We start from the raw sequence: 15558 nt of genomic DNA, 5'->3' as shown, positions 1-15558 counted from the left end.
CCCTGGGTCCGGTGGAGGGTCAGCTCGCCCGCAGGTTTTCCCGGGGGAAGGGATTCTCCCCGTCGGAGCCGCGTCCAGCCGACCGGATCAGGCCGGACCGGTACGCCAGGGACACGAGTTGGGCGCGGTCCCGGACACCGAGTTTGGTGCGTACCCGGTAGAGGTGGGTACGCACGGTGGCCACGCCGATGATCAGCGCCCGGGCGACCTCCTCGGTCGACATGCCCCGCGCCACCATCTGGGTCACCTCGCGCTCGCGTGGGGTGAGGTCGGTCATCTCCGGGTACTGGACGGACTCCGCGGTGTCCGGCTGGTCACGGAACCAGGTGACCAGACGTTGCGCGACGTCCGGCGCGAGCATGGCGCGGCCCGCGGCCGCCGCCCTGATCGCGGCGACGAGTTCCTGGGGGCTCGCGTCCTTGCCGAGCAGGCAGCTCGCCCCCGCGTGCAGCACGTCGCTGACCGTCTTGTCGGCGTTGGAGCTGGTGAACACCACGATGTTGGGCGGCGACTCCTCCTTGCCGATCCTGCGGATCATCTCGAGGCCGGAAATGGTCCGCAGGTTGAGGTCCGTGACCACGACATCGGGCCGTGCGGTGCGCACCAGCACGATGGCCTCCATGCCGCTGTCGGTCGTGTCGATCACGTCGATGTCCGGCACGGCATCGAGCAGCGTCCGCATGCCGTCCCGGACAACTGGCAGTTCGTCGCAGATGAGAGCGCGGATGGTCATGGTGTTCCGCCTTGTCACGGGTCGCTGGAAGCCACGCTCGACTGCGGGCGTTGACTTTCGGACTTCTCGGCAGTCATGTCGGTCAGGTTGTCGGTGCGCTGGTGACGTCACCATGCGCACCGACCGTGCCGGTGGCTCCCTCGATGAAGGCCACGACACCGGCCACGGTGGGATTGCCGAACAGGTCGAGTAGGGTCAGTTCCACTTGGAAGTCCATGCGCACCAGCGCGACGAGTCGCGCGGCGAGCAGCGAATTGCCGCCGAGGGCGAAGAGGTTGTCGTCGACGCCGATCTGATCGCGGTCGAGCAACCCGGCGAACAGCGCGGCCACCCGCCCGGTCGTCCCGTGCGGTGCCCTCCGGTCACCGGACTCCTCCTGGGTCGGGTGCTCGGCGTCCGCCGAGGCGGTCGCCGGGAGGGCGAGCAGGTTCGCGAGCGGGATCGCCGGGTCCGCGACGACCTGTTCGAGGATGCGTTGGAAGTCCTGCCGCAGGTCCTCGACCGTGTCGGCGTCGGCCGGCCCGGTCCGGTGCCGTTCCTGCCCGACCGGACCGTCGTGGCCGTTGCCGACCATCACCGTTGGACCGTCGTCAGTGGGGGCGGGCGTCCGGCCTTCAGCGGTGACCGTGAGCCCGGTCAGCCGCAGCGGCTCGGTCGGGATGTGGTTCGGTTGGAACATCATCTGTACGAACGGCCTCCCGCCCGGACGCGGCGCCACGACCAGCCGCGTCGCCGGCACCTCGGAATCGTGGTGCGGGTCGGGGATGACGTCCCGGACATGCGACAGCAGCTCGGCGAAGGTGTTCAGGCCGGCCAGGCGGATCCGGACCGGGACGGTGTTCGCGAGGCATCCGACCAGGGGTTCCACCTCCGGCTCGGCCCGGCCAGCGCAGGGCACCCCGAGCGTCGGGTCGGGATGCCCGGCGTGTCGGGCCAGGAGGCCCGCGAACGCCGCGAGCAGCACCGTGAACGTCGAGGTCCCCGCCCTGTCGCCCAACTGATGCACCTGGTGCATCAGCGGCTCGGGTACGGGCGTGCCGCAGGCGTGCCCAGTGATCCCGATACCGGCCCGCGGATACCGGTCGGAGGGGGGCCGCAGCGGTGATGGGGCGCTGGCGATGGGTTGGATCCCCCGCTCGGGGCGGGCCGGCAGGTCCCGTCCGGTGCGGTCGTGACGCCGGGTCGCGTCGCCCGCGGACCGCGTCCCCGCTGAGGACGGTACGGGCTCCGCTCCGGTGTGGAAGACACGGTAGAGCGCGGACAGTTCGGTGTCTATGACCGCGGTGGACCCCGCGTCGAAGGCGATGCGATGCAGGACGAGGGTCAGCGCGTGCCGGTGGGGACCCAACGCGTACAGCGTCCACCGCACCGGTGCCTCTGCGGCGAGGTCGAACAGGCGACCCGCCGACTCGTCGAGGAGCCTGCGGACCTCGCCTGCCGGATCGGCGTCCGCACCGAGGTCGCTGAACGGGAGTCGGTAGCCCTCCGGTTCGGACATCCTCTGGTCTGGACCGTCCGGGTACCGGGCGGGCGGAACCCTGTGCCGCCGATGCAGTTCGGCGACGGCGGCGGTCAGCGCCGGCCGGTCAAGATCGCCGTCGATCCAGTGTACGAAGGCGAGGTTGTCGGCCCAGAAGCCGGAGTCCAGCCCTTCGAACAGGTGGATCCGCTCCTGCTGGGCGGAAAGCGACACGGTTCGCCGCGACACGTCAGCCATCGTTCCTTTGTTCTGCCCTCCGGTATCGGTGGCCTATCCAACGCATATCCAAGCCGATCGGCGGCTTCCGCGGCGCCGTGGCGCAGTACCGCCGGTCCGGTCCCGACACCGGCGTCACCGATCGTCAGGTGATATCTGATCGATACTCACCGCGGTTTGCCTGGACCGATCCGACGAATGGCGGTGACAATGCTTGATCTGGTGACACACGGCGACGCGGCGCCACAGCTCCCGGCCGTCTCCGTCGCCGGTGGCCGGCCGCTGACGTACGGTGACCTCGGTGACCTGGTCGACACGGTGGAACGGGCGCTGCGGCACGACCGCAAGGCGCTGGTGCTGTGCGCGGGGGACCGGGACCTGCCCACCCTGCTGACCTATCTCGCCGCCCTGCGGCTCGGTCATACGGTCATGTTCATGCCGGCCTCGGCGGAGATCCTGTCGGCCTACCAACCCGAGTTCGTCGTGCCGGCTCCCGGGACTGAGGCGGGTCTGCGAGAGCTCGGCTACCTGCCCGGCGAGGATGTACCGGGGCAGGTGCGGATATTCCGGCGCCGCCGCACCGAGCCGGTGACCGACATCCACGAGCAGACGGCGTTGCTCCTCGCCACCTCCGGATCCACGGGAAGCCCCAAAGTGGTCCGGTTGTCGTACTCGGGGCTGGCCGGCAACACCGACGCGGTCATCCGCGCCCTGGGCGTCACGGCCGGGGACTGCGCCCCGACCACGCTGTCGATCAGCCGGGCCTACGGGCTGTCGGTGCTGAACAGCCACCTGCGAGCGGGCGCGAGCATCATGCTGAGCAACCGGTCGCCGCTGTCGCTGGCGATGTGGGACGAGCTGACCCGAGCGGGAGCCACCTCGCTGGCCGCGGTGCCGACGACCTACGCCGCCTTCGGCCCGGCACATGTCACGTTGCTGAACCGTACGCGGATCCGCACCATGACCCAGGCGGGTGCCCGGCTCGGCGACGAGTTGGTCACGCGGTTGTGGCGGCTGATGGAACATCGGGGTGGCCGGTTCTTCGTCATGTACGGCCAGACCGAGGCGACCTCGCGGATCGCCTGCCTCGACCCGGTCGACCTGCCGGCCCGGCTCGGCTCGGTCGGGGTGGCCGTGCCGGGGGGCACCATCACGATCAGGCCGACACCGGCGCGCGACGGTGCGAAGCCGGGCGAGGGCGCGGTCCACTACGCCGGACCGGGTGTCATGCTCGGCTACGCGACCTGCCGGGCGGACCTGAGCCGGGGCAACGAGGTGACGACCCTCGACACGGGAGACCTGGGCTACCTGCGCGAGGGTTACCTGTACCTGACCGGGCGAACGAAGCGCATCGTCAAGATTTTCGGTGTTCGGACCAGCCTCGACGACCTGGAGCGGATGGTGGAACGACCGGGACAGCCGGCCGCGGTGGTCTGTCCCGGCGACGACGTCGTGTGCCTGTTCGGCGCGGGTGATCCCGCGATCCACGAGGCTCAGCGCCGGCAGTTGGTCGAGACGCTCGGGGTGCCGAACCGGCACGTGGAGTTCCGGGCCGTGGACCAGCTTCCGCACACCCCGGGCGGCAAGGTCGACTACCGGAGGCTGGCGACCGCCGCAAGGACGCGAGGGAGGTCGCGATGGAGTTGACGGTGTGGCGAGAGCTCTGCGATCGGGGGCCTGACCTCGTACTGTGCCTGGACTTTCCCGGCGGGCGTGCCGCCGCCGGCTTCGCCGAACTGGCGGCCGGGACACCGGCGGAACTCTGCTTCCTCCAGATCAACCGGCTGGATTCCGGTACGACCCCACGGCTGGACGCCCACCTGGACGAGTGGGTGGGGGAGGCGCTGGGCACCGGTCGTCCGATCCGGGCCGTGCTGGGATACTGCGCCGGGGCGTCCCTGGCGACCCGTGTCGCGGACGCGATCAGCGCCACGACACCCGCGGTACCGCCCACGGTCGTGCTCTTCGACGCGGCGGCGGTGACCGGCGGGGCGCTCCGGGACCAGTTCGTCTCCTCGCTCGAGGGCTCCTCGGCGTACCTGGCCGCGGGCGAGCTCGACGATGCCCGGAGCTGGTCGGCGGAGCTGCTCGGCGAGTACCCGGACGACCTGCCGCGGGTCGCCGCCGGGCTGGCCGACCGGTACGACCGGCTGATAGCTGGTGTCGTCGACCGGCTGTCCCTGGACGAGTTCATCCACCGGGAACTCACGGACGGGTTCGGCGCGTATCTGAGATATCTGCTCCTGGCCGCGCAGGGTGGACTCGACCTGCGGGTCGGCACCCCACTGTTCCTCTCTTCACGCGACCACGAGCCACCCCCGGACTCCGTCGGCAGCAGGTCGTTCGATGTCGACCGTGAACAGCTGCTACGCGACCCCGATGTGTGGAAGCTCCTCGCCGGGGTGCTGAGCGGAGAGCGCTGACCACCCTCACCCATCCGCCGGCGCATCCGTGCCGGGTGTGCCGGCCGGCACGACGCTCGGCGACGAGGCTCGCGCGGGTCGGTCCGGTCGGCCACGTTCTCGTCCGGAGAAGGGAAACGGCGAGGGCGGGTCGCGGCCGGGGTGGTGAGCTCGGGTCCCGAGCGTAGTCTCGGCAGCCGGAACGGCCAGGTCCATGGTTGCCGGCGCGGCACTCGACGACCTCGCCGACCACCGGGCCGGACCACGGCCAGGTCAGCACCCGGCGGTTCGGCCGGGGCGTTGCGCGACACGGTCGGGCTTCCCGGTCGGCCGGTGTCGGCGCGGACGGCTCCTGGTCGGTCCTTGGCGGCGTGGGCCGGTCGGCCGGTGTCGGTGCGGACCGCGGTGGACCGCTCGGCCGGTGTCGGTGCGGACCGCGGTGGACCGTTCGGCCGGTGTCCGGCAGTCGGGTTCCGGACACCGCCGGTCGAGGGCCGGGGGAAAGCTTCCGCCGGATCCCTGATCAGCGCCCGGTCGGGCGGCGGCGGACCTGTCCGGTGCGGGCCCGCGCGGGCCGGCCTCTGCCCCGGCACGGCCGCATCCACCTGGTTCGACCCGCCCACCGGAATCCGCAGATCATCACCCGTCCGCCGCCAGGTGCCGACACAACCTCAAGAACAGCTCAAAGTCTCCACCATGTCCGCCGTTGTCCGCCGTTCCCGGGAACGAGTCGCATTTCACCTGCTCCGTTCCGTCCGGCTGTCCGCAGCTGTCCGATATCCATGGTCATGAATCACAGGACCACAACAATTGCTTGCAGGACGGTGTTCTGGCGAGGGGCGCACAATCACATCCTGGAGTCCTGCGCAGTGTAGAGCCCGAGGTGCGCGTACCGGGCTGAGAAACGCCACGGGCAACCGTCACGAGGGAGACCTGGGTGCTGATTGTTCGGGATCGATCCGGAGCCGGACCCGTCCGGCCCCACGGGTCGGCCGGACGGAAATCGACAACCGGACAACCCCCGGCGCCGTCCGCGCCCGCCCGGTCCGTCCCGGCCGCTCGCGGCCCCGCACCGACGAAGTGCCTTCGGTGTCGGAGGGCCTGGGCCCCGGCTGGTCCTGGTCTCGCTTACCGGACCGGCATTTCGCGCTGTCTACGAGCCACGTCGCCGTAGGCGGCCTGGACACCCGGTCGGCAAGGGTTCCGGAAAGTCGAACCACCCGGACCTGGGCCGGCATTGTGATGGGAAGGAGCACTCCGTGTGGTTTCGTGTTCTCGGTCCGCTGGAGGTCATCGGCGCGGACGGCCCACTGTCGTTCGCGCCCCGGCAGCGGACGGTTCTCGCCATGTTGCTGCTCGACCCCAACCGACTGGTGACCATCGAGCGCCTGGTGGACGCCGTCTGGGACACCGCGCCCCCGTCGACGGCCAAGGAACAGATCCGGATCTGCGTCTCGGCCATCCGGCGTACCCTGGCCGCCGGCGGTCGGTCCGGCGCCATCGTGACCCGCCCACCCGGTTACTCGATCCAGTGCACCGACCGGGACCTGGACCTGCTGGCGTTCAACCATCTGGTGGCCAGTGGTCGGCGCGGACTGGGCAACGGCCGACCGGATGACGCGGCGGGTGCGTTCCGCGACGCCCTGCGGCTCTGGCACGGCACCATCCCGCTGGTGGGGGTACGCAGCCAGCTCGTCCAGTCCATCGGCTCCCAGCTGGCTGAACGGCGGTTGGCCGTGGTCGAGGAACACATCGACGTGCGGCTACGGCTTGGCCGGTACCACGAACTGGTCAACGAGCTGGTCGAACTGGTCACGGCGAACCCGTTCCGGGAGCGGCTGCGCGCCCGGTTGATGATCGCGCTGTACCGGACCGGGCGGCAGGTCGAGGCGCTGCACACCTACCGGCTGGGCCGGCAGTTGTTCGTGGAGGAACTGGGCCTGGAACCGGGTGCCGAACTGCGCCGGTTGGAGCGGGCGATTCTCGCCGGTGAAACGGCGGACGTGCTGGAGTCGGAGGAAGCGGCCCGGCCCCTGCCGTACCGGCGTGGGTGGCTGTGCGACGCCTGTCAACAACCGGCGTCCGCGCCGTCGGCCGTCGCCGGCGAGATCTGATCGAACGGTTGCCGACGGACGAACGGGTGCCGACGGATAACCGTCGGCCAGCACGTGGACGGACGGTTTCGACAATACGACATACGTATTCTGACCTCGGGTGCTATCGGTCGGATATCGATTCACAATCGTTCTCCGAATATCTGGCAATGCTTGACCTGACGGTCCTCGATGGGTTTAGGTTAGGTGGCCCGGGATACGATTGGAGACCTCATGGAGATCGCCTGGGATCCGGTCTCGTGTCGTGGGCGACACTCGAATCAGGGTCGCCATTCGGGTCACCTGGCATGGGCCGGCGACGAGCTTCGAACGGCGTCAGACCGGAGCCGTCACCCATCGACCTTCGCCAGTTCGTCGGCTGGTGACACCCGTCGTGGAGAAACCGGGGAGTGCGGGCATGATCGGGACTGACCGGCCTCGGCGGCGGCCGATCAGGCTGACCGCACCACAGCCGGTCGCGGTGCCGTTCACCGGAGAACGCGCCGCCGAGAAACCGATGACCCTGGGCCAGCTCAACATTCTGGAGTGGCTCCGGGGCGCGCCCGGACATCCGTACGCCACCGTCGGCGCGGAGCTGGTCGTGACCGGCGACGTGCGGGTCGCGGACGTGGTCGAGACCATCGCCGTGCTACTGGCGAGACACGAAGGTCTACGCACCCGCTACCGCGACGGTGAACCGCCGACCCAGCGGGTGCTGGACGCCGGCGTACTGATGCTCGACGTCTGCTCGACGGACGGTGACGGCCCGGATCGGCCCACCATCGCCCAGCGACTGCTGTGGCAGCTGCGGGCCGAACCCCTCGACCCGACCGGCCTGCCGCTGCGGGTCGCCGTCGCCGTGCACGCCGAAACGGTGGTGGCCGCCGCGCTGGACGTCTCACACCTGGCCGCCGACTTCCGGGCAATGGAGATCATCCAGCGGGAGTTCACGGCGATGCTGGCCGACCGGTCGGCCCGGCGCGTCGGGCCGCCCCGGCACCAGCCACTGGACCAGGTGGAGCTGGAGTCTTCGCCAGGCTCGCGGCGGCAGGCCGAGGCGGCGTTACGTTACTGGCGGGATCAGCTGTCCCGGCTGCCGCAGTGCCTCTACCCGACGCCCAGGACGGCCCCGGGCGGTGAGTCGGTGTGCGCCGGCCTGTCGTCGGTGGCGGGCGCGCTGGCGGCGTCCACAATCGCGGCCAGGACCAGGACCAGCCGGGCCAGCATCGTGCTCGCCGCGATCGGTGCCGTGCTCGCCCAGCGCACCGGCTACCGGGACCTGCTGTTCCCGACCCTGTCCAGCAACCGGTTCGAGCCGCGCCTCACCCGCTACGTCGGCACCCTGGCCCAGACCAGTCTGACCGCGCTGCAAGTGCGCGGGCACCGCTTCGACGCGCTCGTCCGGCAGACCTGGACCGCGGTCCTGGAGAGCTGCCGGCACGGCCGCTACGACGCCTTCCGCCGGGGCGAGCTGGCGCGGCGGATCGAGCACGACCGTGGAATGCGCTTCGACTACGAGCCGCTGTTCAACAGCGTCGTCGCCGAGACCGCGGTCCCGAACCGGGTCAGCGCGCCCGCCGTGATCGAGCGGGCCCGACGATCCACGTCCGTGAGCTGGCGGCCGATGCCGCCAGGCTCGTCGCCGCTGCGTTTCGACCTCTGCCAGGTCGACGAGGTGCTGCGGTTGGATCTGTGGTGCGGGGACACCGGCCGGGTGAACTCGGACGAACTGCGCTCCCTGCTGCTCGCGGTGGAGAACCTGCTGGTGGCGGCCGCGGCCGGCGACCTGGACGCCGAGCAGATCCGGGCGGCCGTGCGGCTCGAATCGATCGCCCGGGGACCGGACTGGCTGCTCGTCGACTCCTGCTGGGTCGAGCTGGCCGAGGTGCAGCGCGTCCTCGACGAGGCGTTCGGCCCGGACCTGACCAGGGTCTTCGCCGAAGCGGACGGCCGGCGGCTGGTCGCCTACCTGGTCGAGAGCGGGTCCGTCCGCGACCCGGCGCAGGCGCATGCCCGGTGTATGGCCGCCCTCGCCGGTCACCCGACCGCGCTCGCCCCGCGCCACTACGTGGTGTGCGCGGCGATGCCGGCCGATCCGGCCGACGTGTCGCAGTGGCCGGTGCTGCGGGCCGGGGACGGGCGGCCACCGGATCAGGGCTGACGACACGGCGGCCGAGGCCGTCACCGACCTGCCCGCCCGGGGAGGAACCGGCGCCGAGGCGGTCTGGAAGAAGCAGGGCCAAGTGTGGAAGGAGCAGGAAATGGCATCGCTTTCCGAGATCTCCGGAGTGCTCAGCCAGCATCCCGGCGTCGAGGCCGTCGACGGCACGATCGTCCACCGTGACGGGCAGGACCTGGCCGTGGCGGTTGTCGAGTTGAGCGAGTACTGGAGCGGGCCGATCCTGCGTGACCACGTGAACCGGCGGCTCGGTGCGGGAGCGCTGGCGGGCGTGCTCGTGGTGGAGACGCTGCCGGTGGTCGACGGTTCGGTGGACGCCGGCCACGTCGAGGCGGCGATCGCGGACGGCAGGTGCGTGTTGTACACACCTGCCCGGGACGAGGTCGAAAGCCGGCTGGCGGCCATCTGGGCGGAGTTGCTGGAGCTGCCGTCGGTGGGTGTGCAGGACGACTTCCTGGAACTCGGCGGTGACTCGCTGTCGGCCCTCGGCATCATCTCGGCCATCGAGGCCGAGTTCGACCGGCCGCTGGACGTGTACGAGTTCATGACCGCCTCGTCCGTCCGGCGGCTGGCCGAGCTGCTCCGGGCGGACGCCTCCCTCGCCGGCGCAGAGCGGGAGTGATCCGCGCTGATGAGGACCTCCGTTGGACAGCGGATCGCGGACATCGCCCGGATGACGCCCGAGGAGACGGCGCTGGTCGGCTTTGACGCGGAGCTGGCCGAGCAGTCGTTGTGCTGGCGCGAACTGGCCGAGCGGACAGCGGAACTCGACGGCCCGCTGCGGGCGTTGTCAGCCGGGCGGGGCACGCCGTGCGTCGTCGTCGAGGCGTCCAACACCATCCAGTCCGCGGTTGGCATCGCCGCCGTGCTCCGCGCCGAGCTGCCCCTCTTCCCGCTGAACCCCGCCGCGCCACCCTCCGAGCGAGCGGGCATCTTCGGCTTCCTCGGCAGACGGTTCGGGCAGGTCCACCTCCTGGACGCCCACCATCAGCCGCGCGTGATCGACGTGGCGGAAACGACCGGCACCGCGCCCCGGGCGTGGGGAGAAGCCGCTCCCGCGTACCTGTTGGCGACCGGCGGAAGCTCCGGGATGCCGAAGATATCGATGCACCGCGACCCGCTCGGTTACGATCCCGCTCGTACGCCGCCGATGGCGATCCGCACCACCGGATGGCGTACGGGTCAGCGGCAGTTGATCGTGGGACCACTGCACCACGCCGCGCCCTTCACCATGTTCCTGGACGCGCTCCTCGACCGGAACACGACAGTCCTCCAGCCGTTCTTCGAGCCGTCGTGGACGATCCGACTGGTGGCCGAGCACGCCATCGAATGGATGCAGCTCACCCCGACCCACCTGCGCGAGCTGCTCCGGCTGCGGCCACCCCGGGAGAGCTTCGCCAGCCTCAGGGCCGTCCTGCACACGGCGGCGCGCTGCGACGAGGAGACCAAACGCGGCTGGATCGACCTCCTCGGCGCACACCGGCTGTACGAGCTGTACGGCGCCACCGAGGAGATCGGGGTGACCCTGGTGCGTGGCGACGAGTGGCTGGCCCGCCCCGGAACCGTGGGCCGTGGGGTGCTGACCCAGATAGCGATCATGGACGACGAACGTCGCCGGGTGCCGCCGGGAACCGTCGGCACCGTGTTCATGCGCAGCCCCGGACGGCCAGCCCGGCAGGGGTACGTGGGCCACCGGGCACCGGAGACGACAGTGGACGGCTTCGCCACGGTCGGTGACCGGGGCTGGCTGGATCGGGACGGCTACCTGTTCCTGGCACCGCGCGAGCACGACGTCATCAACGTGGGCGGGGAGAAGGTCGACCCGGCCGAGGTGGAGGCGGTCGTGCTGAGCCATCCCAGGGTGCTCGACGCGGTCGCGGTGGGCGTTCCGCACGCCACGCTCGGATTCGTGGTCGGCGTGCGGGTGGTGGTGAAGCCGTCCTCGACCTTGGGCCGAGGTGAGTTGATCGCGCACTGCGGCCGGCGGCTGGCGAGCCACAAGGTGCCGAAACGGCTCGAATTCGTCGACCAGATCCCGCGTTCAGCGTCCGGAAAGGTCCAACGCTGGCGGCTGGCCGAGTCGGAGAAGGACGGTGAGCGCAGTGCCTCCAACCGTTGACGATTCCATCGACTACCGTCAGATCAGCCCTCGCGATCCCCTGGAGATGTGGCTCGTCCAGCGCTGGCGGGAGGTTCTCGGGTTCCCGGTCGGGATCCGGGACAACTTCTTCGGGATGGGCGGCAACTCACTCGACGCCGCGAGAGTCGTCAACGCGGTGCGGGAGAGGTTCGAGATACGGCTCCCGTTGAACGTACTGACGGTCAACCCGGAGATCGAGAAGCTGGCGGCCGAGCTTCGGGAGCTGCGCGCCCGACTGCCCGAGCCGCTTGTCGAAATCCAGTACGGCGAGGGAAGCCACCCGCCGTTGTATCTGGTGCATCCGCTCTCCGGGCAGGTCGGTCCGTACTGCGGGCTGTCGGACGCGCTGGGCGACGAGTTCGCCGTTTTCGGTCTGCAGGCCGTGGGCCTCTACTCCGACGAGGAGCCGCTCGCGACGATACCGGCCATGGCCAGCCGGTACGTCGAGGCGCTCAGATCGGTGGAGCCGGCCGGCCCGTACTGCCTGGGCGGTAGCTCGACCGGGTCGGTGATCGCGCTGGAGATGGCCCGGCAACTGGTCGACTCCGGCTCGCGGGTGCGGCTGCTCGCGGTCATCGATCCGGCTCTCGTACCCGGGGCGTCGACCGGGCGGGTCCGGCACGACGTACCCGACGCGGCCGGCGCGCTGTTCGACATGCTGGTCGGTCCCACCGGACCGGAGTCGGTGTTCCGGGCGCTGTCCCCGACGGAGCAGGCCGAGCGGGTGCTGGACGACTGGCGGGCACACGACGTGGTGGCGGAGAACGAGACCACGGAGTTCGTCCGGCGTGCGCTCCGGGTGCGGCGGGCCAACGACATCGCGACCCGCGGCCACGCACCGGAACCGTATCCGGGCACCGTCGATGTCTTCCGCCGGGCGGGCGGCCAACAGTCCGACCTGGACTGGTCAGCGGTGGCGTCGTGCCGGGTGCACGTCTGCGCCGACGGTGCCGGAACGCTCGGCGACCAGCTCAGGTCCAGGATCACCGCCGGAGCCCACTGACCACGGATCGATCGCAACGCCGCCTTGACCCGCGGCTCCACTGCGCCGCGCGGGCGTCGACCCGGGCCACGACTGGCCCGTGCCCACAAACCCCGACCTGGCCCGTGGACCGGGACCGGCGTCGACCCGGGCCGCGACAACCCCGACCTGGCCCGTGGACCGGTACCCACCCACGATGAGCTGGACCGGCACCCGCTTCGCACCGGGGTGAGCGTCCGTCGGTCCACCGTGGCGGCGGGCCGAATCGTTCTGAATCCCGCCGGACGACATCGGCGCCGCGCCCACACCGGACGCTGGGCGCGCAGGCGTGTGAGGAACGTCCCGCGCCTTTCCCGTACCGATCGGTATGCGGGTTTTCCGGGCGACCGCGTGGTCCGTGGTACGCCCGAACCGGGTGACAGCGCACCCCGGATCATGGCCCTGGTCGTGCCGTGCGTCGTGGTCCGCGAGATCGAGGGCCAGCGGAGACCGGTTGGAGCCACATGTGCCCGGCAGGTTTCCCGCGTTCCGGTCGGCCGGCTCGCTGCCAGGGCGGATGCCGGGCCGGATACCACCGGAACGCCGATCGGGTGAAGGTCGTGCGTGTCTCCGGATGATTGAGTGCATTTCGAACTCTCGATAACGTTGACCCTGCGTGCGGTGGACAGATCCGGACAGTCACCGCCGGTATTACCAGGTCGCGACGCGGTCGCGATCCGACAGACCGGACAGCGCTGGACAAACGACGGGGGTTGGCGGTGTCGGCTGACCACGACGGACACATGCTGCGACAGCTCTGTGACGATCTGCGATTGCTGCGCCTGCAGGCCGGGGGACCGAGCCTGCGAGGGCTGGCGACGCGGCTGCGGCTGGGCAAGAGCCAGATCGGTTCGATCCTCAACGGCAGGATCAGCCAGCTACCCGACTGGGACGTGGTGCGCGCCATCGTCGAGGGCTGTGTCCAGTTCGCCCAGGACCACGGCCGGCTGAGCCACCTGTCGGTGCCCACCGGGATCGAACAGTTCTGGCGGCCCCGGTACGCCCTGGTGGAGTACGCCCAGCAGCAGGCGGCGGCCGGCCGGGAGCTGAGCCCGGCGGGCGGCTCCCGGCCGGCTGCACCGGCCCCGGCACCGGTGCCGGTACCTCGACAGTTACCCGCGGGGACGCGCCACTTCGCCGGCCGGAGCGGTCCACTGACGACCCTCGACGGGCTGCTCAACGAGGAGGGAAACACCGCCGAGGTCGTCGTCTCCGCCATCAGCGGTACGGCCGGGGTGGGCAAGACCGCCCTGGCCGTGTACTGGGCGCACCGCGTCGCCCACCGGTTCCCCGACGGGCAGCTGTACGCCGACCTGCGCGGCTTCGGTCCGTCCGGGCCGGCGGTGGAACCGGGGGAGGTCGTCCGCCAGTTCCTCGACGCGCTCGGTGTGCCGGCCGGGCGGATCCCGCCGGATCCCGACGCGCAGGTCGCGCTGTACCGCAGCGAGCTGGCCGGCCGCCGCATGCTGATCCTGCTGGACAACGCGCGCGACAGCGACCAGGTGCGCCGGCTGCTGCCCGGCACCCCCGGCTGCCTCGTCCTGGTGACCAGCCGCGCGGCGCTCACCGGTCTGGTCGCCACCGCTGGCGCCCATCCGATCGCCCTGGACCTGCTCAGCCGGGACGAGGCCGAGGATCTGCTCAACCGACGCCTCGGGCGCTCGCGGGTCGCCGCCGAACCGCACGCGGCCGCGGACCTCATCGACAGCTGCGCTCGGCTGCCGCTGGCGCTGGCCGTGGTCGCCGCGCGGGCCGCCACCCACCGGGTACCGCTGGGGGAGTTGGCGGCCCAGCTCCGGGACCGCGATCGGCGGCTGGAGGTGTTCGAGCTCGGCGACCCGACCACCGACATCGACGCGGTGTTCGCCTGGTCGTACCGGGCGCTCACGCCGGCCGCCGCGCGGCTGTTCCGGTTACTCGGCCAACATCCGGGTCCGGACTTCAGCGTGCCCGCCCTGGCCAGCCTGATCGCGCTGCCGGTGCCGGAGGTACGGCCGCTGCTGGCGGAGCTGGTCCGGGCGAACCTGCTCGCCGAGGCCGCACCCGGCCGGTACACCTGCCATGACCTGCTGCGTGGGTACGCCGGCCGACTCAACGCGACCGGTGGCATCGGTCCGGACGAGGCCGCCACCGAACGGCTGCTCGACCACTACCTGCACAGCGCGAGCGCCGCCGACCGGCTGCTGAGCCCGAACCGCGATCCGGTCACCCTCGGCGCGCCCCGGTCGGGCACCGTCCCGGAACGGTTCGTCGACCGGGACGGCGCACTCCAGTGGTTGACCGCCGAACATCCGGTTCTGCTCGCGATGGTCAGTCACGCCGTCGAGACCGGGTACGACCAGCACGCCTGGCGGTTGGCGTGGGCGCTGGCCGGCTTCCTGCAACGCAACCGGCGGTGGTCCGACCAGGTGGCGGTCGCCACCACGGCTGCCGTCGCAGTGCAGCGGCTGGCCGACCCGGTGGCCGCCGCTCCCATCCACCGCACCCTGGCCCGCGCCTACACCGAGACCGGCCGGTATGAGGACGCCCATGGCCAACTGGAACTGGCCCTGGACGCGGACATCAAGGGCGGTGATCCCGTGGGGCAGGCGCACACCCACCACCACCGGGCGTACCTGCGCGAGCAGCAGGGCCGGTACCGGGCGGCCCTCGACCACACCCGGCAGGCGCTCGAGCTCTACTCCGGCGCGGGGCACCGGCACGGGCAGGCCGCGGCGCTCAACGCGATCGGCTGGTACCACGCCCAGCTCGGCGAGCACACCGCCGCCCTGCCCGCCTGCGAACAGGCCCTCGCCCTGCTCCAGGAGCTGGACAACCGTTCCGGTCAGGCCGCCACCTGGGACAGCCTCGGCTACGCCCACTACCGCCTCGGCAATCACACGTACGCCGTCCGCTGCTACCGCGAAGCCCTCGATCTCTACCGCGAGCTCGGCGAGCTCTACCAGGAAGCATGCATCCTGATCCGGCTCGCCGACACCCACCAGGTCGCCGGGAGCCCGGGCGTGGCCCGCACCGCCCGGCGCAGGGCCCTCACCATCCTCGCCGAGCTCGACCATCCCGACGTCGAGACGGTCCGGGCGGAACTCGGGCGTGACCGGTCGTCGGGTACGTCGGGTACGTCGGGACGACGCTGAACGGCAGCCCCACCGGTCGGACGAACGCGCCCTCGTCTCGGAGCGGGTCAATTTTCGTGACGGGCCGATATTCCCGTCCGCAACAATCGGCGAGTCGCCATGTCCGGCGATGACCGGTATCAACTAGCCGCGACAGAATGATACTGTTTACTTCATTGAC

Annotated in this window: 10 protein-coding genes; 8 read left to right on the top strand and 2 right to left on the bottom strand. The window is 71.0% G+C overall.

Annotation, left to right across the window (positions count from 1 at the left end; genetic code table 11):
- Positions 1-19: 19 nt before the first annotated feature.
- Together ACXN5W_RS13400 and ACXN5W_RS13395 are read right to left on the bottom strand one after the other, a co-directional pair.
- Positions 20-733 carry a response regulator transcription factor gene (locus ACXN5W_RS13400; protein WP_473158570.1) on the bottom strand — a complete coding sequence of 238 codons (714 nt, stop codon included), beginning with the start codon at positions 731-733 and terminating at the stop codon, positions 20-22.
- Between the two features lie 82 nt (positions 734-815).
- On the bottom strand, positions 816-2441 hold the full coding sequence (locus ACXN5W_RS13395) for a condensation domain-containing protein (protein ID WP_473158569.1): 1626 nt from the start codon (positions 2439-2441) through the stop codon (positions 816-818).
- 210 nt (positions 2442-2651) lie between these two features.
- Here ACXN5W_RS13395 and ACXN5W_RS13390 point away from each other — a divergent pair, with 210 nt between their 5' ends.
- The 8 genes from ACXN5W_RS13390 (at position 2652) to ACXN5W_RS13355 (ending at position 15398) form a co-directional block, all read left to right on the top strand.
- Positions 2652-4076 (top strand): AMP-binding protein, encoded by a 1425-nt coding sequence (locus ACXN5W_RS13390; RefSeq protein WP_473158568.1) that lies wholly within the window; start codon positions 2652-2654, stop codon positions 4074-4076.
- Positions 4067-4852 carry a hypothetical protein gene (locus ACXN5W_RS13385; RefSeq protein ID WP_473158567.1) on the top strand — a complete coding sequence of 262 codons (786 nt, stop codon included), beginning with the start codon at positions 4067-4069 and terminating at the stop codon, positions 4850-4852. Before ACXN5W_RS13390 ends, ACXN5W_RS13385 begins: the two co-directional genes overlap by 10 nt.
- A 1238-nt stretch (positions 4853-6090) precedes the next feature.
- Entirely contained in the window at positions 6091-6945 is an 855-nt protein-coding gene (locus tag ACXN5W_RS13380) for an AfsR/SARP family transcriptional regulator (RefSeq protein WP_473158566.1), read from the top strand.
- 397 nt (positions 6946-7342) lie between these two features.
- Positions 7343-9085 carry a condensation domain-containing protein gene (locus ACXN5W_RS13375; RefSeq protein WP_473158565.1) on the top strand — a complete coding sequence of 581 codons (1743 nt, stop codon included), beginning with the start codon at positions 7343-7345 and terminating at the stop codon, positions 9083-9085.
- A 100-nt stretch (positions 9086-9185) separates the two neighbouring features.
- Positions 9186-9725, top strand: coding sequence for a phosphopantetheine-binding protein (locus ACXN5W_RS13370; protein ID WP_473158564.1), 540 nt, complete (start codon positions 9186-9188; stop codon positions 9723-9725).
- A gap of 9 nt (positions 9726-9734) precedes the next feature.
- The gene (locus ACXN5W_RS13365) at positions 9735-11222 is read left to right on the top strand and encodes a class I adenylate-forming enzyme family protein (protein ID WP_473158563.1); all 1488 of its coding nucleotides are present in this window, start codon (positions 9735-9737) and stop codon (positions 11220-11222) included.
- Entirely contained in the window at positions 11206-12246 is a 1041-nt protein-coding gene (locus ACXN5W_RS13360; protein WP_473158562.1) for a thioesterase domain-containing protein, read from the top strand. The genes ACXN5W_RS13365 and ACXN5W_RS13360 overlap by 17 nt, the downstream gene beginning before the upstream one ends.
- Before the next feature lie 737 nt (positions 12247-12983).
- Positions 12984-15398, top strand: coding sequence for an ATP-binding protein (locus ACXN5W_RS13355; RefSeq protein ID WP_473158561.1), 2415 nt, complete (start codon positions 12984-12986; stop codon positions 15396-15398).
- Positions 15399-15558: the final 160 nt, after the last annotated feature.

The organism is Plantactinospora sp. A48, assembly GCF_055793945.1.
This window is presented reverse-complemented; position numbering and strand designations above follow the sequence as displayed.